Origin of the sequence: Foetidibacter luteolus (assembly GCF_009650435.1) — a bacterium.
Lineage (GTDB): Bacteria > Bacteroidota > Bacteroidia > Chitinophagales > Chitinophagaceae > Foetidibacter > Foetidibacter luteolus.
Window position 1 is genome coordinate 98841 of sequence record NZ_VVIP01000059.1, and the last position, 25828, is coordinate 124668.

Genomic DNA, 25828 nt, shown 5'->3' on the forward strand with positions numbered 1-25828 from the left:
CACGCAATTCAGGGGCATCCCTTAAGTTGATTAATCTATTGAAACTGCAGGCTGCCAGCCAAAATAAAAGCGGGACTGTTATGGTTCCGCTTTTATTATAAAAACCTTCTAATGGTCCTCAGCTTATGTGTCCGTTCACCGGTGTCAGAATTAATGATACCCATGTTATCAATCTTATCTATCCTTACCCTGCCGGATGAGTGGATAATGGTTTCCGGTGTAAGCATAAGGCCTACATGGGTAATGCGGCCTTCGTCGTTGTCAAAAAAAGCAAGGTCGCCACAAATGGTTTCCTGCAAAAAGCCCACAGGCTGCCCCTGTTCCGCCTGTTGCCAGGCATCCCGTTTTATTTTTATGTTTAACAGCTTCAGTACCTGTTGTGTAAAGCCGCTGCAGTCAATACCGCTGCTGCTTTTACCACCCCACAGGTAAGGCGTGTTAATGTATAACAGTGCAATGCTTTTTATTATGTAATCATCCCGCAGTTCGTTATCTGCTGTCCATATCAACGGGTCATCATATACAAGGGTAAAGTTTTTGGCAGGCAATTCTTTAAAAACAGGTGTTGCTACAGACAGGTATAATTTCTCTTCTTTTAAAATGGCTTTGCTTTTATGTTTATACGTGTACCCGAGGGGTTGAAGTTGGGTTGTTTCTTGGGTAACTTCGTCAGCCTGGTTGCTTTGTATCCAGCCTTCATAATCATCGTAAAGGCCGCGGATGCGTGAAAAAGTTTTTTCTTTTTCCAGCACCTCAACAAACTCCCCGAAAAGCAACTGGCTTACCATTTCGCTTTTATGGGAGGGTTCTTTTCTAATAGGACAAATGGACACAATACAAACGCCAAAACTCATTTACAAAAAATTATGATGTTAAGATATGGAATTTAGCAAGTGTTGAGTCAACATTGTGTAAATTATTTACATTCAGCCGGTGAATAATAGTCACATATACAGCCATATCAGCGATAACGAATTGCTTGAGCGTTTTTACAGTACTAAAGACAACCAGTTGCTCGGCATACTGCTGCAGCGTTATACGTTGCTGCTGCTGGGCGTGTGCATGAAATACCTGAAGAATGAAGAAGAAGCCAAAGATGGTGTTCAGCAAGTTTTTTTAAAAGCTATTACCGAATTGCATAAGTATAAAGTGGACTATGTAAAAAGCTGGTTGTACATGATTGCAAGAAATTATTGCCTGATGAAATTACGGGACAGGCATGGAAAAATTCCGAAAGAGATAAATGACAGCATGCCCCTGTACGCCGAAGAGACGGACAAAAAAGCCCATGAGCAAAAAGATAATATGCTCGGTTTGATGGAAGACTCGCTGGATGATTTGAATGATGAACAGAAAACATGTGTAACTTTGTTTTACCTGCATAAAAAAAGCTACCAGGAAATTACAGAAACTACAGGGTTTACCTTAATGCAGGTTAAAAGCCATATACAGAACGGAAAACGTAACCTTAAAATACTTGTAGAAAAGAAACTTAAAAAAGCCTGATGGCAAAAGCCCCTACCATAGTGAATGATAATGAAGGTTTGAGCAACGAACAGTTAATGAATTACCTGAAAGGAAATTTATCAGCAGAGGAATTGCATGAGCTGGAGCTTCAAATGGCCGATTCTGCCTTTGTAAACGATGCTGTTGAGGGTTTGCAGGCTTTTTCAAAAGATAAAAAGCTGGAAGAATATGTGGCGCAGTTAAACGGCAACCTGCAGGAGCAGTTGAACAACCGCAGGCAGCTTAAGGAAAAAAGAAAGATAAAGAACATGCAATGGCCGCTGGTTGCGCTTATAATAATACTGCTGCTCTGTTTTCTTGGTTATGTTGTGGTACGCATGCTAAAATAATACCGTTGAATTTACAGCTACCCGGGGCTGAAAAGCCGCCCAATGAACCGAACGATGAAGTGATTGCGACGCAACGAAGCTTAATTGAAATGATGCACCCTGTACCCTTATTGTAACCCCTTCTATTCTGTTTTCATCAAATCCTGAAAAAATAAAAAAGCCTGCCGCATTTAAGCAGCAGGCATAATTAAGGACTGAGGGTTATTTGCTATTTTGTTTTACCGAATGTATCTGTATAATTACCTGTAATGGCAGCACCCGAGTTTTTGGTAAACTTGCCGTAAATGGTTAAGGTAGAACCGCTGCCAAGGAAGTTTAATTTGGCGCCGCTATTCATAGTAAGGTTGCCGTAAATTACCAGGCTGCCCTCTACATTAAGTGTGCTGTTAAGATTAAGGTTTGAATTGCCTGATGTTCCAAAAGCCATGGCGCCATGCACTTCCAGCACACCGTTGCTGTTGATGTTGCAGTTATAAAGTACAGATAAGGCGCCACAGAAATACAGTTTGCCACCTACATTAAGATTTTGCAGAGAAGCAGAGCCGCTGTATTTAAAATCGTCGTTTGAGTTAACATTAAGATTGGCATCTCCTTTATAAACAGGGAACGAGGTGCAGGAAACCGTAGTGGCGGGCCTTGTAAATTTCAGGATTTTTAAGCCGCCGGTACCGGTGGCTACATAAATGTAATCGCCCTTGCTTTTTACATAGTTGGAAGAACCCTTTAAATCCATAGAACCTACCAGCGATAATGTAGTGGCAGATTTAGGGATGCTAAGATAAACACCGGCGGCGCCGTTGGCAGCCAGGAAAATGCCGTCGTTATTAGATACCGCGTTGGTAACAATATCATTGGGGTCAATGCCTGCAGGCGGAGTTTTAGGTAAAAGAATGTCATCAATTTTAGCGCCTGTGCTGCCGTTGTACCATACCATGCCGTTTTTACCACCTGCTACCAACAGGTTTTCATTGTAGTAGTCAATAGTACGCTTTGATGCAGCGGCATCAGTACCTGTATTGACGCTTGTGGAGAGTGTATAGCTGGTAGCATTAAATACACTAACACCTTTTTCGCCGCTTAATACAGAAAGCTTGCCGCCTGAAGAAACGGCCACAGCACGCAAATCCCGCTGCTCAAGGTACTTGCTGGTTGTAAGGGTGGCCTGGTCAATAACGCTCAGGCCGCCGTTAGCACCGGAACTTACATACAGTTTGCTGTTGGCAAAGCTGATATCGGTACCGGAAAACCCCGGAACACTGAATATCTTGTAATCGCCGGTAGGCACATTGCCGCTAAGGTTTACATAACCAACAATGGCATTAGAGGTTAGGGTTGAATTTTTCTCTTTATCGGCAGCGCCGGTAATGTAAAGCCTGCCATTGTTGTACACCAGTGCATTAATATCTGCGGATGTAAAGATGGCCTCGGCAAGCAGTTTAGGTTTGGCTGCGGTCGTAATATCAAAAACATCTACGGCGCCCAGGTATTTTTCGCCTTCTGTATTGTAAGATACATAAGCGTAATTACCGTTAATATCTACATGGGTTGCTTTTAAAGTACTGCCTTCATAAACTGGAGGGGCTACTTCTGCAATCAACTCAATGGGGTAGGGATTGCTGGTGTCAAGTACACCATACTCTTTACCGTTTGAAAAGCGGCCTGTTTTGCTGGCGCCGTTAATGGCAACTACACCGGCCGTATTAGTGCTGATGCGTTTGGTTAAACCATCGGCATCATTGCTGATAACAATTGCGGGAACTTGTTCTTCAGGGGTGCCTGAGCCTGATTTGGTACAACTGAATAAAAGGGAAGAAAGGGCAATAGCTGCCAGTGCAACATGGGTGCTTTTCATGATATTGGAATTATTTTTTGTTGACAGGTCAAATATAGAGCGCTGCAGCCATTAACTCCAATAGCGCTTATGCATAATTCATTGTGATTTAAGGAAAAAGGGGTGTTTTAAGGGGTTTATAATGTATTTTAAACATTTATAATTTGAAACAGCAACAACAATGTTATCTTATACAGCAGTAATAATGAAATATGGTAAGTTAGGAGAGGTGAAAGCCCCAGTTTTCACCTCTCATTTGCGCAGAAACCTCACTAACTAACCTTATACATTTTGCTGGCGGAGCTAATGTAATCCAGAGGATCAAATGTTTTATCAAAAGTCTCCTGTAAATCCTTCAGCTTTAATTCCAGGTCTTTTATGCGGCTGCCCAATTGCTCATCATTACGGTATTTGGCAAACAGGTCAGCATATTTTACAATGTTCTCGCTAATACGGAAAGTTATTTGCCCAAACCTTAGCTTAAGCGATTGTACTTCATTCATCTGGAAATAAACCTGCTGCTTCCAATCCTTGGGGTTGTTGTTCTTTTCGGTGCTCACAAAGGCTGCCGCTTTTTCCCGCATTTGTGTTAAGTACTGGTACCTCTTTTCTGCATCGTTTTCTTTTGAAAAGCCAGCGCCAAAATCACCAGCGGCAATTTTAAGTATGGCCAGGTTGTTGGTAAGCGATTTTTCATATTTCTTCTGCAGGTCCATCAGTTCTTTGGTAATAGATTCCCATTCATGTTCAATCTGGTCTTTATCATAGGTAAACTGGCTTATTTTCATGGTTAGCGTAAGCATTTTCTCGCTTTGTGCTTTCAGGTCTTTTTCCTTTTTGCCCATGTTGTCAATATAGCTGGTCATGCTGGAAAACAAAGCGGAAGTTACCGGGCCGGTTAATGGCACCAGCTTAGTGGCGTTGCCGGTAAAATTCAAAAGACTGGATGTTACGCTTAATAAGGGGCTTTTTTTATCGTTGCTTTGCAGGTAGGTATTAAACCCTTTGTACCATTCTGTAAAACCGGGATAATTCATGGGGTTGCCGGCTTCGCTAAGCGAACCGAAAAACTCTTTAGTTGAGTTAAAAAGCAGCAGGGGTTTAATTTCCCTGTCCATAGAAACCAGGTTAACAATAGCGCTTTGATAGTTGGCCTGGAAAATGTTCAGCTCATTCTGGTCAATCGCCTTTTGTTTATCCTCCAACGATTGTACCCGCTCCAGCAGCTTGTCAGCCTTTTCCCTGGCATCTTTAGATTCTTTGATGGATTTATCCAGGTAGTTTACACGTTCGTCCAGGCGGAATACCGTGGAGTCAATTGATTTGGTGCGTTTGTCAAAACCTGACTGAATTTCATTCAACACTTTGTCTCTTAACTGTTTATCATCAAGTCCCGAGCTTACTTGCTGAGCGGTATCCTGGGTAAAGCTTGCGGACGATATTAGTGTTGCGGCAATGAAGAGCGTTTTTTTCATATTATATTGTTCAGGTACGTTAAATCCAAAAATATGCCATTGCTGATAAACGTGTAATCAAGAAGCACCTTTTTTGCGACAGCGGACCTGTAAAATGTCGCACCACTTTAGCTGTTTTTCTGCAATTTTTGCTTGTTTTAGCCAAAAGAAGTTTTTAAATTTGTATTTGTGCAACGCCGCATTCACATGCAGCGTTGTATTTTTTTTATCTCTACTATAAACAGAAAGACTATGAGCGAAGTAATGTATGTGTCTAAAGAGACTTTCGAAAAAATGAAAGACGAGCTGCATCATATGAAATCGGTAGATCGCCCTGCCGCTTCAAGGGCTATTGCCGAAGCAAGAGAAAAAGGTGACCTGCGTGAAAACGCTGAATACGATGCCGCAAAAGAAGCCCAGGGCATACTGGAAGCTAAAATGGCATTGCTGGAATCGCAGATTGCCAGCGCCAGGATTGTTGACATCAGCGAAATTGATACCAGTAAAGTTTCTATACTAACCAAGGTTACCATTACCAACGTAGCCACCAAAAAAACAGTAACCTACCAGATAGTGGGCGAGAAAGAAGCCGACCTTAAATCCGGCAAAATATCTGTTTCTTCTCCAATAGGACAGGGCCTTTTAGGCAAAGCCAAGGGGGAAGTTGCCGAAGTAAAGGCCCCCAACGGCATACTTAAATTTAAAATTGAAAACATCGCCATATAAAACGGCAGCTTCGTACTGAAGCTGCCGCAACGCTTATGACACTTTTTTCCAAAATCATCCACGGAGAAATACCATCCTATAAAATAGCGGAAAGCGACAGATTTTTTGCTTTCCTGGATATATTTCCGGCCACTCCCGGCCATACGCTGGTGGTGCCCAAGATTGAAGTAGACCGCATTTTTGAACTGCCTGATGATTATCTTAACGGCATTCTTACCTTTTCCAAACCTATAGCGCAGGCTATTCAACAAGCATTTCCCTGCGACCGTATCAACATCCTCACACTTGGTTTTGAAGTGCCGCATGCCCATGTACACCTGCTGCCCATGAACGGCATGAGCGAAGCGGACATGATGGCCCATAAAGCCAAGGCTTTGCCCGAAGAACTAAAAGAAGCCCAGGAAAAAATATTGAGCTTTTTAGAAAAGTAATTTTACCGGAATTTTTTTTTTTGATACCAGCTATATAGCCTTGTGGCGACTTAGTTGCGTCGCAATCCGTTCATCGTCCGGTTCATTAGGCGGCTTTTCAGCCCCGGATAGAGTTGGCGCGTGGGGCACACGCAGCGGAGAAATATCGAGCAAGGAACAAGGAATGCTGATTGAAGAATATAACAGCCCCTTGCCTGCTCTGCGGAACTTACAGTTTCGCAGCACTATTATGTCGCTTGCAGCGACTACTACAGCCAGGCAGATCAACATTATCGAAACAGTCTACAGACCTGTAACTTGTAACCGGTAACCTGCAACTTTCACTTACTTCATCCTTTCCGGATTCTTTAGCACAAAATCTTCCCAACCTTTAAAACCCTTGCCAACAGAGGCCAGCGGCGAGCTGCTTTGGTAATGATGGCAGAGCGCCACCGCCAGGGCATCGGTAGCGTCAAAATGTTCAGGCTCTTCTTTTAGCAGTAAAATACGTTGCAGCATACTCCATACCTGCTGCTTATCCGCGTTGCCATTGCCGGTAATAGATTGTTTTACTTTTTTAGGAGAGTATTCAGTAACAGGCAGTTTGTATTGCATAGCCGCTGCAATGGCCACGCCTTGCGCCCTGCCCAGCTTAAGCATGCTTTGTACATTTTTGCCAAAAAAAGGCGCTTCAATGGCAAAGCAGGTGGGCCGGTGTTCTTTAATTATCTCACAAACTTTTTGATAAATAAGTTCAAGGCGTTCATATACATCTTTCTTCCCGCTCAGCTTTAGCACATCCATTGTTACAAAGCCCAGCTTATTGCCATTGGCATTAAGCACCGCAAAACCCATAAAAAGAGTGCCGGGGTCAATGCCAAGTATAATTTCGTTTTTTTTCATTCAGGGCATGAAAATAGGTTATTATCAGGTAAGGTTTTGAAGCGTGTTCATGTTATGCTAACTTTAGCTGCAAAACCTGTATAACAACCTTTTATGCCCCTATTCGTACCGGTATTATTGCTCTTATTCTGTTTTATGATAACTACGCTTTTCATTAACTTATACTTTTTAGTTTCACTGTTTGGTGCGGTAAAACCGGCAGATAAGCCGGTGGCAATTGGATTAAGTTTTACAGTCAGTTTTATTTTATCTGTGGTTTGTATGTGTTTCATAGCTTACCTGGCAATGGTACCTGTTTTACTGGTTTTTTGTGGTGGTTTTACCGGGTTGTCATTGAGTATGTTAAGAGACAAAAAAAGACGGCATCCTTACGATCCTTTGCCTGGAAAAACATTTTCTTTTAACCTCTACACTAAAATCGTTTTCAGAACACTTTCTTATATATTGGGTGGCGTGTTCGCTTCATTTTGTATGTTTTTATTGCTTTCTTACACGCTGAAATCTTTGCTGCAATTTTTAAATTTTTAGCCGGTACCCGCAGATTATAGAATTTGTTATTACAGGGTATGCATAGCAATATCTACCCGGGCTGAAAAGATGCCATAAAAAAGCGGACGATGAAGTGCTTGCGACGCAACGAAGCCGCCACGGAGTTATGTGGCTGGTATCCAAAGTCAAAAAATGCGGTTAACTGTTGCGGACTCTCTTCCCAAGCCAGCCCGGAGGACAACGGTGAATAAAATTTCGTGTATTTTGTACACATTCAAAACAAAACAATTATTTTGCATCCTCAACCAGCGTAACTTACCATACTTAAACGATTGCTTATGGCCTCTGTTGCTTTAACCTCCTCGTCTGCCGTTAAAAAACCTGCCCTAAAGTTTGTACAGTTGCTCAATATGAGTTTTGGTTTCCTGGGCATTCAGTTTGGATGGGATTTGCAACGGGCTAATATGGGACCAATTTATGAGTACCTAAAAGCCTCACCGGATGAAATACCAATGCTTTTTCTGGCGGCTCCGCTAACAGGGTTGATTGTACAGCCAATCATCGGTTATATGAGCGACCGTACCTGGCATCCGTGGTGGGGCAGGAGAAGGCCCTACTTTTTCGTGGGTGCTGTGTTAAGCACCATTTGTTTATTCTTTATGCCCAACAGTAGTGCCCTGTGGATGGCCGCGGGTTTGTTGTGGATTCTGGATACCTCCGGCAATATTGCGATGGAGCCTTTCAGGGCATTCGTGGCAGATATGTTACCGGAACACCAGCGTACCAGTGGCTTTGCTATGCAGAGTTTTATGATAGCGCTTGGTGGCAGTATTGCGTCTGCATTGCCATTTATATTATCCAATATCTTTCATGTGAGCAGAACAGCGGAAAGCGGACAGATTCCAGACTCTGTAAAATATGCGTTTTATATTGGGGCTAGCATCTTCTTCGCGGCTGTTATGTACACCATATTAACAACCAAGGAATACCCGCCAACAGATGCCGAGACCAAAGAAAAAGAAGAAGGTAAAGGGTTGGTGGCCGGCATTAGAGAAATTAACCGCGCCATTTTCAATATGCCAAAGAAAATGAAGCAATTGGCGCTGGTACAATTCTTTACATGGCCGGGGTTATTTTTAATGTGGTTTTATTATAGTACTGCGGTGGCGAGAAATGTATTTAATGCAGAAGACCAGACCAGCCCCGTTTACACCGAAGGTGTTGAATTTGCCGGGTTAACGCTTGCCTATTATAATGTAGTCGCGTTTTTAGTTGCATTGTTTATTCCTTTTATTGCCAGGAAGCTTGGCCGTAAATTAACCCACTCCGTTTGTCTATTATGTGGCGCTATTGGGCTTATATCTGTTGGTTTTGTTACATCAAAAAATGAGTTGTTCCTCTGCATGACGGGTGTGGGTATTGCCTGGACGAGTATTCTTTCTATGCCTTACGCTATGTTAGCGGGAGCTTTGCCCGAGCATAAGATTGGTGTTTATATGGGCATCTTCAATTTCTTTATTGTGCTGCCTGAAATTATTGCCTCTCTGTTCTTCGGGTGGATTATGCAGCATTTGCTTAATAACGACCGCATGCTGGCCGTACAGATTGGTGGTGGCCTGATGATACTCGCCGGTATCATCTGTTACTTTTTTGTGAGCGAAAGCAAGGGCGAGCATGTAGTAAGTGACCAGGATATTGCAGGCCTTGAAATAGAAGAACAGCGTTCAGTATAACAGTTTTGCAAACATAAAAATGCGCCTTAGGTAAATGGAAAATTATCTAAAAATCAAACAGGCAATAGAGGCAAAGCTTTTACCAATTTACTGCTTCGTACGTTTTCCACCAGTCCGTGCAAAAGGCGCCTTACCGGGTTCGGTTCAACCGCATGTGGAATTGCCCGATAGCGAAGCGCCATCGGAGCAAAGAAGCCGGTACAGTCCCGAAACTTCGGGATTGCAAGGACGAAGCCATGCGTCTTGAGCCATGTCTGAGGCTTTAACAGGTGATAAAAAAGTATAAAAGTGTCAAGGAAAGCTCCTGCCGGTGCAAAAAATTAAGTTAACAATAGTTCACTAAGTCTTTAACATTAAAGAATTGCTCTTATTAAATCATTCCATTCTTATTGCAGCTATATGAAAAAAATAATTTACTGCCTACTACTGCTTTTTTTTGTCATTATTTCCCAGGCGCAAACAGCCATAAACGTTTACCCCACCCATTGGTGGACAGGCATGAAAAACAAAAGCCTGCAACTGATGCTGCACCAGAAAGATGTTGGCAAGCTGGATATTAGCATGGCAGCCTACCCCGGCGTACGTATGGAAGCGGTTACCAAAGTGGAGAACCCCAACTATCTTTTTATTAACCTGGTAATAGATGAAACGGCACAACCCGGCAGCCTTGGTTTTACTGCCACAGATGCCAAGACAAAAAAGCAGCAAACGGTGTTTACGTTCCAGCTTAAAGCCCGCAGGCAGGGCAATGGTACTGCTTTTGCCCAAGGTATAACCTCGTCTGATTTTATTTACTTTCTTATGCCCGATAGGTTTAGCAATGGCGACCCTTCTAATGACAAACTGCCCGGCATGCGGGATCAGTCGCTGGACAGGGATTCTATCTTTCACCGTCACGGCGGCGATCTGCAGGGTATCATCAACCACCTGGATTACCTGCAAAGCCTGGGTGTTACCACCCTCTGGATGACCCCCGTGCTGGAAAACGATATGCCCAACCGCACTGAACATGGCTATGCTTTTACCGACCATTATAAAATAGAGCCCCGCTTTGGCGGCGATGCGGCCTACAAAAAGCTAAGCGATGCCCTGCACCAGCGCGGCATGAAGCTGATACAGGATGCCGTGTACAACCATGTGGGCAGCTTTCATTTTACCTTTTTAGACCAGCCTATGAAAGACTGGTACCACCAATGGCCCAGCTTTACGCAAACCAGCTATAAAGACCAACCGCTTATGGACCCCTATGCTGCCAAAAGCGATATAAAAAGAACAGCAGACGGCTGGTTTACTACACAAATGCCCGACCTAAACCAAAGCAACCCTTTTGTGGCAACTTTCCTTATTCAGCATGCCATCTGGTGTATTGAGGAGTTTGGTGTGGATGGCTGGCGCATTGATACCTACATCTACAACGACCTTGCTTTTATGAACCGCTGCAACGATGCGTTGACAGACGAGTACCCTGACATGACCATGTTTGGCGAGGCCTGGGTACATGGCACGGTTAACCAGGCCTTCTTTGCGCAGAACACCATGAATGTGCCCTTTAAAAGCAACCTGCAGGCGCCGGTAGATTTCCAGTGCAACCTGTACGGCATTGTGCCGGCATTAACGCAACAGTTCGGCTGGACGGAAGGCGTAAGCAAGCTCTACACAACGCTCAGCAACGATTTTCTCTACACCAACCCTATGCGCAACGTTATCTTTCTCGATAACCACGATATGAGCCGCTTTTTCAGCCAGGTAGGGGAGGATGTGGCCAAACAGAAAATGGGCCTGGCCTGGTTGTTTACCTGCCGCGGCATTCCGCAGTTGTATTACGGAACAGAAATTATGATGAAAGGTTTTGCCAACCCCGATGGCTGGGTACGGCTGGATTTTCCCGGTGGCTGGCCCGGCGACCAGAAAAATGTGTTCACCGGTGAGGGCCTTACTGAAAATGAAGCTTCCGTACTCAACCTCACCAAAAAGTTGGGCAATTTCCGCAAGAACTCCTCTGCCATAAAAACCGGCAGGTTTATGCAATACCTGCCTGTAGAGGGTCTCTACGTTTACTTCCGTTACGATGATAAGCAAACCGTTATGTGCGTAATGAACACCAGCGATAAGGCGCAGGAAGTTACGTTGGGCAATTATGCAGAGCGCACTGCTGGTTTCAGCAAATCGCTGGATGTAGTTACCGGCCAGGATCATGGTGCATCCTTCAGCATACCGGCTAAACAAATGTGGGTATTGGAGTTAAAGTAGCCATGTGGATTTTTTGGCTACCAACGACAGTTTTTTATGGCATCCAAGTTGCGTCGCAATCCGTTCATCGTTCAGTTCATTGAGCGGCTTTTCAGACCCGGATAGTGTGGAATAATTGTAAGACCGGTGCTGTAAAGCTTTGCTTATTTTTTAGCACGGTTAGTGATTTTCTACCTTAACATGTCGTCGCAGTATCCGTTTTAATCTCCATATAGAAATATTTGCATTATGTAAATTCAACTCTTCGTCAGGTATCACATTATTACCTCTGTAAATATCCATGAACACATGGTTGTGCGTGTGTCGAAATTTTATGCAGGTGATAGATGGCCACGGTGTATTTCCTTTGTTTCTTGTCCATAAATTTTGCTCGCTGATTTTGATCAGTAATTGGATGTTAGAGGGTTCCAGCTTCCTCAATAGTGGGAATAGGATTGCAAAAAGAATAAACAATACGCCGGTTATATATCTTGTCTCTGAAATCAGCTTAATGGCAAATGCAGTAATTAAAAGAGGTCCTACATAAAACACAATTTTGGGAGTTAGTGTTCTTTTAATGACTATCTCCTTAGTGTTTTTTAAGATTGAGCTGCCAATGAAATTTTGGCCTTTCAAATTCCTGTTTAAATTTTTTTGCATAAACTCACAAATTATAGGCCTTCGTTTTCAATCCCTTTTTCGTTCTATACATAATCACAAGTTGCTTATTACTCAGTTTGGTGCTTTCAATGCGATACAGAACTTGGGGCCCTTCAAAGATGTCATTGGGAAAACGCAAATAATACTTTTTCCCTGACCCAACGTTGTACAGTATCATTTTGTCTTTTCTGTTGGGAGTTTCATTTTCGCTATACAAGAGAAATTCTTTTTTCTCATCCGCGTCAATCCACGCCGCGCCATCCTTTAAAAGATTAGCCCCTGTTTTTTTGTTGATTAATTCAATTTGATGTGCGTTGCCGCTGCCAAAAGAGTGAACTAACACAAAGTAGTTGGTAAAATCTGCGCCCACATATCCCAGGCTCTTGTAAAGCATACCTTTTGATGTAGATGATAATTCAGCTATTGTTCTGTTGCCTTTTTTAAGGTACAGATATTGCAGACTATCATCAACCTTAAGCAAAATACTGTAGCCTCCTTTTAGAACCGTGTCATATTCATACGGCCTTACGTTTTCTTTAGCAACCGGTTGTGCTTTTAAGGAAGTTCCAATAAAAATGGTCAATATAACTATGTGGATTAATCGCATTTTGCAAACACTGTTTTGAGGGCTTAGATTGGAAGGGGTACAAAGTTTGATTCAGTTTGTATAACAATGATCTACCTTTAAAATCTGTAATAAAAGTAATCATTTTAACTGCTTGCCCCGATCTTTAGCGACCCAATAATTGCTTATATGAAGAAATGCTTGCTAAACCCGCTTTGCCTTTTTATACAGGGTGCCTTGTTTGCCCGCCCAGGCAAAACTGTGCTGTTTGCTTCCGGCACAGAAGGCTATGCCAGTTTTAGGAAACCTGCCATGGTTGCATTGCCGCAGGGCAGGCTGCCTGCATTTTGTGAAGGCCGTGTAAACAATGCCGGCGATTTTGGCAACGCGGATATTTTAAGGAAAGCCAGTAACTATAACGGTAAAACCTGGGGTTCTTTGCAACTGGTGGTTGATAATGGCAGCCTACACGCCGACAACCCGGCGCCGCCATCCTGCGGGAAAAGCCGCGTAGCGAATCCAACCGTACAAGAGTGCGACGCAACGGCAGTTTAATAGATTTCCTGCTGCCGGGCCCATAAAAAATACCATTTCAGAATGCCCGGGGTACACATAATCACAATTTAATCTCCCCAAACCCGCTCCTAATCAATTAAATCTTTACCTTTGCGCTCCGAAATTCGGGTAGTACCGTTTTTTCGCTAAAACAACAAACAACTCATTTTTATGGCGGACTTGAAATTACAACGCAATTTTGGTATTGCCGCACACATTGATGCCGGCAAAACCACTACTACCGAGCGTATTCTGCGCTACACCGGTATGATTCACAGGATTGGTGAGGTTCACGAAGGTGCAGCAACAACAGACTGGATGGAGCAGGAAAAAGAAAGAGGTATCACTATTACCTCCGCTGCCGTAAGCTGCCAGTGGAATTTCCCTACGCTGCAAGGCAAGCCATCCGCTGATACAAAAAAATACTATTTCAACATTATTGATACCCCGGGCCACGTTGACTTTACTGTAGAAGTAGAGCGTTCTATGCGTGTACTGGATGGTTTGATTGCCCTGTTCTCTGCCGTAGACGGTGTTGAACCGCAGTCTGAAACTGTATGGCGCCAGGCAAACCGTTACGGTGTTCCCCGTATTGGTTTTGTAAACAAAATGGACCGTGCAGGTGCAGATTTCTTAAACGTGGTTAAACAGGTAAAAGAAATGCTGGGCGCTAAAGCTGTGCCTTTGCAGTTACCCATTGGCGCTGAAGATAATTTTAAAGGCGTAGTTGACCTGGTGCAGATGAAAGGCATTCAGTGGGATGACGCTACAGAAGGTATGACTTACACAGAAGTGCCTATTCCGGCAGATATGCAGGAAGAAGTGGACTACTGGAGGGCGCAATTAATTGAGGCTGTTGCTGAATACGACGACAAGCTGATGGAAAAATTCTTTGATGATCCTAATACGATTACCGAAGATGAAGTTCACGAAGCCATCCGTAAAGCTTGTATTGACCTGAGCATCGTTCCGATGATGTGCGGTTCGTCCTTTAAAAACAAGGGCGTTCAAACTGCGCTTGACGCGGTTTGCCGTTACCTGCCTTCTCCGCTTGACCTGCCTGATACCGTTGGTACAGACGAAAGCGGCAATGAAATTACCCGTAAAGCAAACGCTAAAGAACCTTTTGCGGCGCTGGCTTTCAAAATTATGACTGACCCGTTTGTGGGCCGTCTCGCATTCTTCAGGTGTTACAGCGGCCGTTTGGAAGCTGGCAGCTATGTAAGAAACATGCGTAGCGGTAAAAACGAGCGTATCAGCCGTATCATGAAGATGTTTGCCAACAAGCAAAACCCGATTGACGCGATTGAAGCCGGTGATATTGCTGCAGCGGTTGGTTTTAAAGAAATCAAAACCGGGGACACATTGTGTGATGAAGATCATCCGATTGTACTGGAAAACATGTTCATCCCTGAACCTGTTATCGCTATAGCTGTTGAGCCTAAAACACAGGCTGACGTAGATAAAATGGGTATGGCCATCGCTAAACTGGTGGAAGAAGACCCCACATTGCGTGTAAATACAGATGAAGATACCGGCCAGACCATCCTTCGCGGTATGGGTGAGCTGCACCTGGAAATCATCATTGACCGTATGAAACGCGAGTTTAAGGTGGAAGTTAACCAGGGTGCTCCGCAGGTGGCTTACAAAGAGTCATTTGGCAAAACCATCACCCACCGCGAAATACTGAAGAAACAGTCTGGTGGCCGTGGTAAGTTTGCCGACATACAGTTTGATTTTGGCCCTGCTGATGAAGAGTGGATGAAAGAAAATGAAGGCAAGAGCTTCCAGTTTGTGAATGATTTATTTGGTGGCTCTATCCCCAAAGAATTTGTTCCGGCTATCATCAAAGGTTTTGAAACATCAATGACTACTGGTGTATTGGCTGGTTACCCCGTTAACAACATGAAAGTGCGTGTATTTGACGGTAGCTACCACGATGTGGATTCTGACTCCATGAGCTTTGAGCTTTGCGCTAAATCCGCCTTCCGCGAAGCTGGCCGTAAAGCAAAACCAACTTTGCTGGAGCCGATCATGAAAGTGGAAGTTATTACGCCAGACCAGTACATGGGTGACGTAACAGGTGACCTTAACCGCCGCCGTGGTATGCTGGAAGGTATGGACAGCCGTGGTAACGCACAGGTTATTAAAGCCAAAGTTCCGCTGAGCGAAATGTTTGGTTACGTAACCCAGTTGCGTTCGCTGTCAAGCGGCCGTGCAACTTCTACTATGGAGTTCTCTCACTACACACCTGCTCCTAACAACATTGCTGAAGAAGTGATTGCCAAGAGCAAGGGTAAAGTGAAAGTGGAAGACTAGACCACTGATTACAGTGATTTGAATGATAGAATGATTATAGCCCCGCACTTTGTGCGGGGTTTTTGTTTTTAGATACCGGCGGTTGGTTTTTTATGGCAGCATCGTTGCGTCGCAATCCGTTCATCGGTTGGTTATTTGGGCGGCTTTTCAGCCCGGATGTTAGAAAGGATAAGATTACAACCACCCATTCATTACCAGCCAGTTTTTCATTCTTTCTGTCCAGTCGTCGCTGGTGGTTTTGTTTTTAATGCCGAAGCCGTGGCCGCCCGCCTGGTAAATATGCAGTTCGGCGGGGGTATTGTATTTCAGCAAGGCTTCATAATAATAAATGCTGTTCTGCGGTATCACCGCTTTATCATCGCTGGCATGAACAAGGAATGCGGGTGGTGTTTGTGCGGTTACCTGTAATTCATTGGAGTACTCCTTTATCTTGTCAGCAGAGGGGGAGGGGCCCAGCAGGTTATTGCGGCTTCCCATGTGGGTGGTGCTGTCCGTAAAACTGATAACAGGGTAAATGAGCAACGAAAAATCGGGACGTACAGAAGTGTTCTTGGGGTTCTCAATCAAGGCTTTGCTAAAATGGGTGGAAGCTGTTGAGGCCAGGTGCCCGCCTGCGGAAAAACCCATGATGCCGATTTTGTTGGGGTCAACTCCCCATTCGGCGGCATTTTCCCGTACCATTTGTATGGCCCTTTGTGCATCCTGCAGGGGGCCGATTTCTTTGTGCAGCATCGTTACATCGCTGGGTAAGCGGTATTTTAAAACAAAGGCTGTAATGCCCCACTCATTAAAGCGTTTGGCAAAGTTTTCTCCTTCATGGTTCCAGGCTAAAATGCCATACCCGCCACCCGGGCAAATAATAACGGCTGTTTTGGTGGCGGCCGGGTTGGCAGCTTTGTATACAACCATTGCAGGTACTGATACCTTACTTATCCGGGAAATGCCATCGTTGCCAACATCTGTTTTTTCCTCGTTGGCGGAGGGCTTACTGTTTGGCACCGTGTTGTACAGGGGTACAACGGTTTGCGCCTTGAGTTGGTTATGCATGCAGAAAAATACAAGTGATAAGGCCAGCAACTTTTTCATGTTGGAATTGATTATATGAACCTGAAATTTATAAAAAAGCTACATTCAGGCGCAATAATGTTTGGGAAGTTCTCTGCCAGAAAGCAGGTTTGTATGAGCGAAGAAAATTAACCATGTAAGTCATGTGAGAAAATGTAAGGGATTCGCTTTCTGAAAACTTGATAGATAAGTGCAAATTAACAATGTAAGCAAGGCAAAAAAGTATGGGCCCTTTGGGATTTCTGTTTACCAGGATTAAGAAGTGCATGGAATTACAGAAAGTACAAAGCGCAGAAATGTTTGGGAAGTTCTCCGCCAGACAAGCAGGTTTGTATGAGCGAAGGAAAATTAACCATGTAAGTCATGTGAGAAAATGTAAGGCATGCGCTTTCTGAAAAGTTTGATGGGTAAGTGTAAATTAACCATGTAAGTCATGTGAGAAAATGTAAGGGATACGCTTTCCGCAAAGTTTGATGAGTAAGTGTAAATTAACCATGTAAGTCATGTGAGAAAATGTAAGGGATACGCTTTCTGAGAACTTGATAGGTAAGTGTAAATTAACAATGTAAGCCAGGCAAGAAAATGTAGGTGATTTCGGATTTCTGTTTACCCGGGCTGAAAAGCTGCATAGAATTACAGAACGTACAAGAGTGCGACGCAAGTAAAGCCTCCTGCTTGTTCTTCTGCCGGGCCCATAAAATCTCCGCTATTGCTCACTCATGCGGAAGAGTGTTTCTATATCGTACGCTACTTTCCAACTCCCGCTTTGTTTAAGCAGTAACAGTTTCATAGGATATGCCTTGCCGGTAATTTGAATCCTTACGATGCAGGAATCGTTGCGTGTGTTGAAAGAACTGATTTTGTACGTGTCGTTTTCTTTAATGGGAAAAATATTTTGCGGTGAAGAAGCCAGCGCTTCAAGCATATTGCTGCTGGTGCCGGTAGCCAGCTTTTTTGCCTGCGCATACTGCCTTTGCTGCATAAGGGTAAGAAAGGTTTGCGCCACACTCTCCGGTGGTTTGCCATTGCTGCATGAAGCGCATGCTATGATTGCCGCTGCCAGGTATGTAAGGCGGAATTTCAAACGCTGTTTTTTAATAGTGCTTAACAACAAAGGGTGGCCATTGCCACCCTTTGTTGCTTGTGAAAATAAGTTTTTAATGGTGGTGCCTGTGCTCTTCTTCTTTTTCCTTTTCCCTGTCGTAAGCCTTGATGATGGCTTTTACCAGGCGGTGGCGCACCACATCTTCTTCATCCAGTTCCACATGCGCAATGCCATCAATGTTCCGCAAAATACGTGTGGCTTTTTCAAGGCCGCTGCGTTGGTTTTTAGGAAGGTCAACCTGTGTGGGGTCGCCGGTAATGATGGCCTTTGCATTGGCGCCAATACGCGTAAGGAACATCTTAATCTGCAGGTCGTTGGTGTTCTGTGCCTCATCCAGTATAATGAAGGCATTGTCCAGCGTACGGCCACGCATGTAAGCCAGTGGCGCAATTTCAATGGTGCGGGTACTCATATAATAGCCCAGTTTATCGGCGGGTATCATATCGTCCAGCGCATCATATAAAGGCCGCAGGTAAGGATCAATTTTTTCCTTTAAATCGCCGGGTAAAAAGCCAAGGCTTTCACCAGCTTCCACAGCCGGGCGGGTAAGAATAATTTTCTTTACCAGTTTGTTTTTAAGCGCCCTTACAGCCAGCGCAACAGCGGTGTAAGTTTTACCCGTACCGGCAGGGCCAATGGCAAAGAGAATGTCATTACGGTCTGCTGCCTGCACCATACGTTTCTGGTTGGCTGTTCTGGCACGCACCGTTTTGCCATTGGGGCCAAACACCAGAATGTCATTCGGGTTGCGGTCAACAAAATGGTCAATGGTTTCAGCATCGTCGCCACCCAGAATCTGCTCAAAATAGTTATCGCTCATGTCGCCATTGCGCTCCATGTACTGGATAATCAAATCAATTTTTTCTCTTGCCGAATCTATCTGTTCAGGGGCGCCGCTTAGTTTTATTTGCGTACCACGGGATAATATTTTCAGCAGGGGAAATTTTTTCTTAAGCAGGTCAAGCTTCTTGTTGTTTACACCAAAGAACTCAATGGGATTCACGGTGTCCAGGTTAATAATTGTTTCTGTCAAGTCGTTTCTTTTTAGGTGAGTAATGTGTACTTGCTCGGGTAACTAACCGTTCTATCCAAATTTAATTTATTGATTGTCACTTATGGTGATAATGATATACACATGCTGTGGATAGAAAAGGCTACTAAAGTTCGCCAATAAAAACTAAAACTGGTGTGAAGATTATGGGGTGCCCCCAAGCTATCGCAAGGGGTCGGGCTTTCCGCTATTACTCCGGCACATAAGCCTGGCTGCGATGACCCTCACCGGGGTAACCGCTTCAATCCCTCACCCGGCGGTGTAACAGCCGGCTTATTTTGCAGGCAGGCTTAAAATTTGGCCTCAATGATAAAGGTGCAGCATTTAAATGTCGCTTTTGGCCCGCCTAACCGGCATTATCTCCCCTTGCAAAATGCATTGGTGCTACCTAACTTGCATGCAACAGTAAAAACAATTATTCACTCATTCAACAATTGTAACATGACAGAACAGATCTTCCCTTGTTTATGGTTTGATGGCAACGCCAAAGAAGCGGCCGAATTTTATTGCGGCGTATTCGAGAACTCAAAAATCGTTACCGACCAGGGCATGGTGGTAATATTTGAGGTGAACGGCAAAAAATTCATGGGGCTTAACGGCGGGCCAAAATTTAAGTTCAATGAAGCGGTATCGTTTGTAATTACCTGCGATACACAAAAAGAGATAGACTTTTATTGGGAAAAACTTACTGCTGACGGTGGTGAAGAAAGCATGTGTGGCTGGCTGAAAGACCGGTATGGTGTTTCCTGGCAGGTGGTGCCCTCCATCATTGGCCAGCTTATGTCAGACCCTCAGAAAGCGCAACGCGTAATGCCTGTATTGATGCAGATGAGAAAGCTGGATATTGAGAAGCTGCAATCAGCCTGAGTATGGGGGGTTACTGCATACCAAAGATTTTTTACGGCAATGTCACTCCGTTCTCGCATTATCAATAAACTCGTACCTTATATTAGCCGGGCTGGATACAAGGTTGTAAAACTCATCCAGGTATTTCGTCATGCTGCGTTTCTGGATATCCGCTAATAATGCAAAGTTTTGTATAAGCCCGTAAATGTTGTTTTTCTGTTCATTTAATAAGGTGATAACCGGCAGCAGTTCTTCCATGGTTCTGCCAAAGCCCCGGTAAGCCCTTTCCTGAACAGATGTTGTGCCCAGGTCTTTAGAGGGGGTGGCGTAGTAGGCATTTACAATACCGGCAAAATCAAAGTCGTAGGGGATGATGTAAGGTTTTTCAACCGGGGGCTTTTTGTTGGTAATGAATTTTACGTTGTGGTTTACCGGTACTGCCCAGTCTGTATTGCCAATCATGTACTGGAAAATGGTAACCAAAGTAGTGTGTTGCCGGTTGGTGTTTTCCGTATGCAGTTTCAGGTTATTTACCTCTTTGCATTTGTTGCGGTCTGCCAGCGCATCAATATCCTCAATAAAGAAAGTGTATTTTGTAATGTCTTTCCTTGCCTTTTCGCTGTCTGTAAAAGTTATCCTGGCAAGCCTAACTTTAAAACTCTTATCTGTTAGCAGGTTATACATTTTATACACCAGGTATTCTTTTAACAGCAACTGTTCATCTTCTTTGCCATTGCCGCATGGGCAAACAAGTTTAAGGTCTTTCAGTTTTTTAAGCCTTGAGCTGTCTGAACTTTTAAAATGCAGCTTAAGGGAAGGGAGGTAACAATTCTTTCTCCGGAAAACGCCCCTTGCATTCAGGGAAATTTTTTCTGTGATCACCGAACTGTCAGGAAAAGAAATACTGATAGTTGCCGGCTGCACAATACCTTTTGCTTTTTCAAACAGCATTTTTTTAAGGTTGGTGGAGATGGTTATCTGCAGTGGTGTTTCGTCCTTAAATACCCGCAGGCTGTCTTTAGCAAAATGCGCCCTTGCTGATGCATTGTTCAGCAGCAGAAGAAGGCATATGCAGTAAAGTATAGCTTTCATCCAGTGGGGTATTGCTTGTAAAAGATAGTAAAAACAACGGCAAAAAACAATAGGCTTGTTTTCTTATGTTGTATCAGCCGTTTTGCCATAAATCCTTAGCTGTTTATTTTTGAAAAGTGTAAACAGTAAGCATGATAGTTTTTGAAACCAGTGATTACAGCATAAGGCAATACACTTTGGCAGACAGCGGGGTTTTCTTTCTTATCAACGGCGATGCGGATGTAATGCGTTATATAAGGCCGCCTAAAACAAGGGCAGAGTGTAATGCTTTTCTCGCAGAGAATATACGCAGGTATGAGGAATTTCCTGGTACTGGAAGGTGGGCGGTAGAAGAAAAAAACAGTGGCTTTGTTATTGGCACATTTTCCCTGCTTCCCTTAGAAGAAGACCCGGCTAAATTCCATATCGGCTATGCTCTTTTGCCACAATATTGGGGAAAAGGCATAGCCAGTTTGCTTCTAAAAGCTGGTATTGAATGGTTCTTTTCCGCGCATACCGGAGAAACATTGTACGCAATTACGGTTAAGGCAAATCTTGCTTCGGAAAAAGTGCTGGTGAAATGCGGTTTTCAGTTGGCCGGAGGGCATGGGGATAATGAGAACCTGTGGACTTATCATGAATTGATTAAATGAAGCCTTCCGCTATTGCCATATTTGTGAAAGGTCTACGGTAATGCTACAGTCATTATCTAATTCAAAACTGTAGGGTTCATTGTCTTCTTTTCTGAGTTTGTAAAAGCTTCCTGACAAGTCATAAACTTCTATTTTTTCTTTATCAGTGTCAACAATAAGATAATGTTTTACTTTCTCCTGCTCATAAATATAAAACTTGGTGTTCCTGTCTTTTAAAGCAGTTGACGGCGACAATATTTCTACAACAAGTGCAGGAGGAAAATCCAGGTATGGTTTTTTTATGTTTCCGCAAACAATCAGTATGTCCGGTTGTAAAATCGTGTCTTCTGATATTTTATAGTCAATTGGGTCATAAGCATGGCAATGTTTGCAGCCGGTTTTTCGTAAAGCAACAGTCAATTCAGTCCTTAATTCCGCTGCAATTCTCTGGTGCCGGGGCAAAGGGGCAGGGCTCATGGCAAACGGAAGTCCATCAATCAACTCCCATTTACCTTCCCACAATTTCCATTCATTGTATGTATAGTGTGGTATTATTTTGAATGCATTGCTCATACACTAAAATTACAAAATCTAATACTCCGCAGCAATTCCTGTGTAGTTATGCGGGGTAATAGCTTTCAACTCTTTCTTAAGTTCTCCACTTATTTTCAAGCTGCTAATAAAGGCATGTATAGATTGTTTGTTTATCTGGTTTTTACCCCGTGTCAGTTCTTTCAAGGCTTCGTAAGGGTTGGGGTAGTTCTCCCTTCTCAGTATGGTTTGTATCGCCTCTGCCACCACAGCCCAGTTATTTTCCAGGTCTTCTTTCAGCTTGGCTTCATTCAGTAAAAGTTTGCCCAGCCCTTTTTCAATAGATTTAATAGCTATCAGGGTATGCGATACCGGCACACCCAGGTTGCGCAGCACTGTGGAATCCGTAAGGTCGCGTTGCAGCCTTGATACCGGCAGTTTCGCCGATAAATGTTCCAGCAGCGCATTGGCGATGCCCAGGTTGCCTTCCGCGTTTTCAAAATCAATAGGGTTTACCTTGTGCGGCATGGCGCTGGATCCTACTTCTCCTTTCTTAACCTGCTGTTTAAAATAATCCATGCTAATGTAGGTCCACATGTCGCGGCACAGGTCAATCAGTATATTGTTGATGCGTTTAATATTGTCAAAGTGTGCTGCCAGGTTATCGTAGTGTTCAATCTGCGTGGTAAACTGCATGCGCTGCAGGCCCAATACGCCTTCTACAAATTCGTTGCCCAGCGTAACCCAGTTCTTTTTGGGGAAAGTTATATGGTGTGCATTAAAATTGCCTGTGGCGCCGCCAAATTTGGCCGCGTAAGGTATGTAAGAGAAAAGCTGTACCTGGTTATCCAGCCTTTCGGTAAAAACCATAATCTCTTTGCCCAGTTTGGTGGGGGATGCAGGCTGACCATGCGTACGTGCCAGCATAGATACATCCTTCCATTGTGCGGCCAGTATGGCCAGGTTGTTCTGCATGTTAATAATGGCAGGCAGGTATTCATGTTCCATGCAGTGCTTCCAGCTAAGCGGTATGGATGTATTGTTGATGTCCTGAGAGGTAAGTCCAAAATGTATCCACTCTTTCAACTCAGGGGCGCCGGCTTTATCCAGTTGTTCTTTCAAAAAGTATTCAACAGCCTTTACATCATGGTTGGTAACACTTTCAATTTGTTTTATCTGTTGCGCATCATCCAGCGAAAAATTTTCGGCCACCAGTTTAAAGCGTTGCCTGGCTTTGGCGGGCAGCTTGAAAAACTTTTTATCTGCCAGGAATAGAAAGTATTCTACTTCCACAATAACACGGTATTTAATAAGGGCAAACTCAGAAAAGTACTCATCAAGGAAAGCAACCTGTTTACGGTAACGGCCATCAACAGGGGAAATTGCTGTCAGGTTATTTAATTCCATTCAGTGTTGTGTTTTAATGCGTAAGAGCGCTGTTGGCGGTCATCGCAAGTGTGGCCAGCGTGTGGGTATTACTTACAGCCCCTGCGGCTGGCATATAGGAAAATCCTTTTTCTTTGCACGCAAAAATAGCTGAATTGAAGAAGATAAAAGTTGGTGCTGTTAGTTATTTGAATACAAAGCCATTACTATACGGCATCACAAGGTCTCAGGAATTAATGAACCAGGTTGAATTAACAGAAGCGTACCCGGCAAAAATAGCAGCCATGCTGGTGGCCGATGAAATTGACGCAGGTCTTGTTCCTGTAGCGGTTATACCAAGGTTAAAAGAATGGCATATCGTAAGCGATTATTGTATTGGCGCGGTGAACGATGTGGCTAGCGTATGCCTGTTTAGCGAAGTGCCCTTTGATAATATTGAAAAAGTATTGCTGGATTATCAAAGCCGTACTTCCGTTAACCTGTTTAAAGTATTGCTGAAGCATTACTGGAAAAAAGACATGGTGTTGGAAGACGCCAAAGAAAACTATATCTCTCAAATAACAGGCACTACTGCCGGCGTTGTTATTGGCGACAGGGCTTTAGCGCAGCGCAAGGTATCGCCTTATGTATACGACCTTGCCGGCAACTGGAAGCATTTTACGGGCCTGCCTTTTGTGTTCGCGGCGTGGATAAGCAACAAACAACTGCCTGCTGATTTCATTAACTTGTTTAACCAGGCCAACAGTGTTGGGCTCAATCAGCTTGACGCGGTTATTGCCGAAAATAATCACAGTAATTATAACCTGCGTGAGTATTACACCCATAACATCAGTTATGTGCTGGACGATGAAAAACGCAAAGGCATGAATAAATTCCTGGAGTTATTGCAACAGCTATAGCAATAAGCAATGCCCTGCGGTCATTTACTGAACCCTCATCCCCTGAAGGGGTGTTATTATGGGCCCGGCAGGAGGAATTGCTATGAGGCTTTGCTTGCGTCGCACTCTTGTACGCCTTGTTCGCTATTCAGCTTTTCCCGCATTGTAGTTTTGTTCTGCTGCCTCCGGCGGCAGAAACAAAAACTGCTACTTAAGTATCCCGTTCAACACTTTCTCTTTCCCGTCAATTTTTCCGGTAACCTTAAGGCCAAGCATTTTGGCTATCATGGGGTACACGTGCACGTTACTGAACGATCCTATCTGAAGGTTTTCTTTAAAGGCAGGCCCCCAGGCATAAAAGCTGGCCTGCATATCCTGCATGGCATTGTCATAGCCATGTCTGCCGGGGTGGGGCTTGCGGTTTTTAAGGTTAAACACTTTTGGGTATTTAGGCACCAGCAACAAATCTCCAATCCGGTGGTAACCGTCGTCTTTTTTTCGGTAGTGCCAATGGCGCGGTGCATTTTTGGCCAGGTACACATCAAAATCTACGGCTTGTTTTTTTAATGCCTTGTAGGTTGGTTTAATAAAGCTTTTGTCTTTAGCATATAGGTGCAGCAGCAGGTCGCCATCGGGTATAGTAAACTGTGTGGTATCTATGGCAGCGGGCAGTTGCAAAGTATGCAGTGTATCAATGGCCGTCATGCCGTGGTCTGATACAAACACGTAGTTCACCGGCAGTTGCAGCGAGTCTGTCATGCGAACCATTTTACCCACGCTTTCATCCACAAAGCGTACCGCTTCTTCCGTTTGCCTGGAGTCAACGCCGTAAGTATGTTCTTCATGGTCAACTTCCGGAAAATAAAAGGTAATCATGTGGGGCCTTTTTTCCGGCGGTAATGTCAGCCAGTTTTTTACGGCCTGTATGCGGGTATCTATATCAATTTTATCGTTGTACAAATAGTAGTATGTTGGGCGTATGCCCTGTACAGCCGTTTCGGAACCTACCCAGTAAAAACTTGCGGAAAGCATGCCCTGTTGTTCTGCCAAAACCCAAAGAGGTGTGCCGCCGTAATAGCTGCTATCCCCTACAGCTTTGCGGTTGCTCATTTTATAGGTAGCGTTTTTTTGGGCATCAAAAAACGTATTGTCAACCAAACCGTGGTGAGAGGGGTAAAGCCCTGTTACAATGGTATAGTGATTGGGGAAAGTTAAGGAAGGGTAGGAGGGCTGCATGGATGCGGCTGCAACACCGGCAGATCTTAATCGCTTTATGTTCTCTGCATTGTATTTATCCGCAAGGTCGTAGCGGAAGCCATCGGCGGAAATAAGTATTACATAAGGTTTTTGCTGCTGTTCGGCGGTATTGATCCTCCCTTCAATAATCTTTTGTGTGGTATCAACCTGGGCAACAACCGCACCGGGCAATAACAGGAGTAATAAGGGCAGTATTCTACGCATGTGTTTTTTGTAAAAATAGTTACGGCTGTAAACAAGGCATATTAATTTACCTTGAACAATGGCCGCAAATAT

At 44.0% G+C, this 25828-nt stretch carries 23 protein-coding genes; 11 read left to right on the plus strand and 12 right to left on the minus strand.

Going from position 1 to position 25828, the window contains the following annotated elements:
• Positions 1 to 95 precede the first annotated feature (95 nt).
• Positions 96 to 854: a C40 family peptidase gene (locus tag F0364_RS19105; RefSeq protein ID WP_153799405.1), complete on the minus strand. Its 759-nt coding sequence runs from the start codon at positions 852 to 854 to the stop codon at positions 96 to 98.
• Between the two features lie 79 nt (positions 855 to 933).
• Here F0364_RS19105 and F0364_RS19110 point away from each other — a divergent pair, with 79 nt between their 5' ends.
• A complete protein-coding gene (locus tag F0364_RS19110) occupies positions 934 to 1506 on the plus strand; it encodes an RNA polymerase sigma factor (RefSeq protein ID WP_235921155.1) in 573 nt (190 codons plus the stop codon).
• Complete coding sequence (locus F0364_RS19115) at positions 1506 to 1856, plus strand: hypothetical protein (protein ID WP_153799406.1); 351 nt, start codon at positions 1506 to 1508, stop codon at positions 1854 to 1856. Before F0364_RS19110 ends, F0364_RS19115 begins: the two co-directional genes overlap by 1 nt.
• A gap of 208 nt (positions 1857 to 2064) precedes the next feature.
• Here the strand turns inward: F0364_RS19115 and F0364_RS19120 are convergent, their stop codons facing one another.
• Positions 2065 to 3708 carry an LVIVD repeat-containing protein gene (locus F0364_RS19120; protein ID WP_153799407.1) on the minus strand — a complete coding sequence of 548 codons (1644 nt, stop codon included), beginning with the start codon at positions 3706 to 3708 and terminating at the stop codon, positions 2065 to 2067.
• Between the two features lie 251 nt (positions 3709 to 3959).
• Positions 3960 to 5162, minus strand: a complete 1203-nt coding sequence (locus tag F0364_RS19125; protein WP_153799408.1) for a hypothetical protein — start codon at positions 5160 to 5162, stop codon at positions 3960 to 3962.
• A 231-nt stretch (positions 5163 to 5393) separates the two neighbouring features.
• Here F0364_RS19125 and greA point away from each other — a divergent pair, with 231 nt between their 5' ends.
• Both greA and F0364_RS19135 read left to right on the plus strand, forming a co-directional pair.
• Complete coding sequence (greA, locus tag F0364_RS19130) at positions 5394 to 5867, plus strand: transcription elongation factor GreA (RefSeq protein WP_153799409.1); 474 nt, start codon at positions 5394 to 5396, stop codon at positions 5865 to 5867.
• 35 nt (positions 5868 to 5902) lie between these two features.
• Positions 5903 to 6298, plus strand: coding sequence for an HIT family protein (locus F0364_RS19135; protein ID WP_153799410.1), 396 nt, complete (start codon positions 5903 to 5905; stop codon positions 6296 to 6298).
• Between the two features lie 324 nt (positions 6299 to 6622).
• On the opposite strand, the gene ruvC is transcribed toward F0364_RS19135, so the two are convergent.
• Entirely contained in the window at positions 6623 to 7180 is a 558-nt protein-coding gene (ruvC, locus tag F0364_RS19140) for a crossover junction endodeoxyribonuclease RuvC (RefSeq protein WP_153799411.1), read from the minus strand.
• Positions 7181 to 8007: 827 nt separating this feature from the next.
• Here ruvC and F0364_RS19145 point away from each other — a divergent pair.
• Positions 8008 to 9402, plus strand: a complete 1395-nt coding sequence (locus F0364_RS19145; RefSeq protein WP_153799412.1) for an MFS transporter — start codon at positions 8008 to 8010, stop codon at positions 9400 to 9402.
• Positions 9403 to 9801: 399 nt separating this feature from the next.
• Complete coding sequence (locus F0364_RS19150) at positions 9802 to 11652, plus strand: glycoside hydrolase family 13 protein (protein WP_153799413.1); 1851 nt, start codon at positions 9802 to 9804, stop codon at positions 11650 to 11652.
• 643 nt (positions 11653 to 12295) lie between these two features.
• Here F0364_RS19150 and F0364_RS19155 read toward each other — a convergent pair.
• A complete protein-coding gene (locus F0364_RS19155; protein ID WP_153799414.1) occupies positions 12296 to 12874 on the minus strand; it encodes a hypothetical protein in 579 nt (192 codons plus the stop codon).
• 171 nt (positions 12875 to 13045) lie between these two features.
• Between F0364_RS19155 and F0364_RS19160 the strand changes: the two genes are divergently transcribed.
• Together F0364_RS19160 and fusA are read left to right on the plus strand one after the other, a co-directional pair.
• Positions 13046 to 13411: a sialidase family protein gene (locus F0364_RS19160; protein WP_153799415.1), complete on the plus strand. Its 366-nt coding sequence runs from the start codon at positions 13046 to 13048 to the stop codon at positions 13409 to 13411.
• A 171-nt stretch (positions 13412 to 13582) separates the two neighbouring features.
• Positions 13583 to 15730 (plus strand): elongation factor G, encoded by a 2148-nt coding sequence (gene fusA, locus F0364_RS19165; protein ID WP_153799416.1) that lies wholly within the window; start codon positions 13583 to 13585, stop codon positions 15728 to 15730.
• Positions 15731 to 15904: 174 nt separating this feature from the next.
• Here fusA and F0364_RS19170 read toward each other — a convergent pair whose 3' ends face one another.
• From F0364_RS19170 to F0364_RS19180, 3 genes are all read right to left on the minus strand, one after another.
• Entirely contained in the window at positions 15905 to 16816 is a 912-nt protein-coding gene (locus F0364_RS19170) for an alpha/beta hydrolase (RefSeq protein WP_153799417.1), read from the minus strand.
• A gap of 685 nt (positions 16817 to 17501) precedes the next feature.
• Positions 17502 to 17879: a hypothetical protein gene (locus F0364_RS19175; protein WP_153799418.1), complete on the minus strand. Its 378-nt coding sequence runs from the start codon at positions 17877 to 17879 to the stop codon at positions 17502 to 17504.
• Positions 17880 to 17952: 73 nt separating this feature from the next.
• Positions 17953 to 18933, minus strand: a complete 981-nt coding sequence (locus F0364_RS19180; protein ID WP_153799419.1) for a PhoH family protein — start codon at positions 18931 to 18933, stop codon at positions 17953 to 17955.
• Positions 18934 to 19392: 459 nt separating this feature from the next.
• Between F0364_RS19180 and F0364_RS19185 the strand changes: the two genes are divergently transcribed.
• Positions 19393 to 19818, plus strand: a complete 426-nt coding sequence (locus F0364_RS19185; RefSeq protein ID WP_153799420.1) for a VOC family protein — start codon at positions 19393 to 19395, stop codon at positions 19816 to 19818.
• Positions 19819 to 19860: 42 nt separating this feature from the next.
• Here F0364_RS19185 and F0364_RS19190 read toward each other — a convergent pair whose 3' ends face one another.
• A complete protein-coding gene (locus F0364_RS19190) occupies positions 19861 to 20889 on the minus strand; it encodes a hypothetical protein (RefSeq protein WP_153799421.1) in 1029 nt (342 codons plus the stop codon).
• Between the two features lie 131 nt (positions 20890 to 21020).
• On the opposite strand from F0364_RS19190, the gene F0364_RS19195 reads away from it, so the two are divergent.
• Positions 21021 to 21521, plus strand: coding sequence for a GNAT family N-acetyltransferase (locus F0364_RS19195; RefSeq protein WP_153799422.1), 501 nt, complete (start codon positions 21021 to 21023; stop codon positions 21519 to 21521).
• A gap of 9 nt (positions 21522 to 21530) precedes the next feature.
• Here the strand turns inward: F0364_RS19195 and F0364_RS19200 are convergent, their stop codons facing one another.
• Together F0364_RS19200 and purB are read right to left on the minus strand one after the other, a co-directional pair.
• Positions 21531 to 22073 carry a Uma2 family endonuclease gene (locus F0364_RS19200; RefSeq protein ID WP_153799423.1) on the minus strand — a complete coding sequence of 181 codons (543 nt, stop codon included), beginning with the start codon at positions 22071 to 22073 and terminating at the stop codon, positions 21531 to 21533.
• Positions 22074 to 22091: 18 nt separating this feature from the next.
• The gene (gene purB, locus F0364_RS19205; RefSeq protein ID WP_153799424.1) at positions 22092 to 23438 is read right to left on the minus strand and encodes an adenylosuccinate lyase; all 1347 of its coding nucleotides are present in this window, start codon (positions 23436 to 23438) and stop codon (positions 22092 to 22094) included.
• Positions 23439 to 23572: 134 nt separating this feature from the next.
• On the opposite strand from purB, the gene F0364_RS19210 reads away from it, so the two are divergent.
• Positions 23573 to 24316: a menaquinone biosynthetic enzyme MqnA/MqnD family protein gene (locus F0364_RS19210; protein WP_235921158.1), complete on the plus strand. Its 744-nt coding sequence runs from the start codon at positions 23573 to 23575 to the stop codon at positions 24314 to 24316.
• A 186-nt stretch (positions 24317 to 24502) separates the two neighbouring features.
• Here F0364_RS19210 and F0364_RS19215 read toward each other — a convergent pair whose 3' ends face one another.
• Positions 24503 to 25756, minus strand: coding sequence for an alkaline phosphatase family protein (locus F0364_RS19215; RefSeq protein ID WP_153799426.1), 1254 nt, complete (start codon positions 25754 to 25756; stop codon positions 24503 to 24505).
• Between the last annotated feature and the right edge of the window lie 72 nt (positions 25757 to 25828).